The sequence below is a fragment of the Pseudomonas sp. 2822-15 genome, assembly GCF_002742515.1.
GTDB lineage: Bacteria > Pseudomonadota > Gammaproteobacteria > Pseudomonadales > Pseudomonadaceae > Aquipseudomonas > Aquipseudomonas salomonii.
Window position 1 is genome coordinate 1 of sequence record NZ_LJRY01000194.1, and the last position, 261, is coordinate 261.

Below are 261 nucleotides of genomic sequence, written 5' to 3' on the forward strand. Positions count from 1 at the left end.
AGGCTCAACCAGATTAAAGCAAAAACACAAAGATGCAATTTATCAATATATATCAAAACTGGAAGAAGGAATAGCAGCATGACAATGACAACTAATACTAAAGCAATTACTCGTACAGTAGCAACAGCAAAGGCATATCCAAAATTCGCTTTCTGCTCTGCGATTCCTCCAGCAGATCCAGAGTACTATGCGAGATTAAAGACTGCAGGCATTGATACAGCAAGTATCTGCTTGCACTTGTCAGGCTATGAGCACTATAAG

1 protein-coding gene is annotated in these 261 nt (G+C 39.5%); it reads left to right on the plus strand.

Annotated features, from left to right (window positions below):
• Positions 1 to 78: 78 nt before the first annotated feature.
• Positions 79 to 261 (plus strand): hypothetical protein (locus tag AOA59_RS32825; RefSeq protein ID WP_218212200.1); only part of this gene is annotated, 183 nt, incomplete at its 3' end.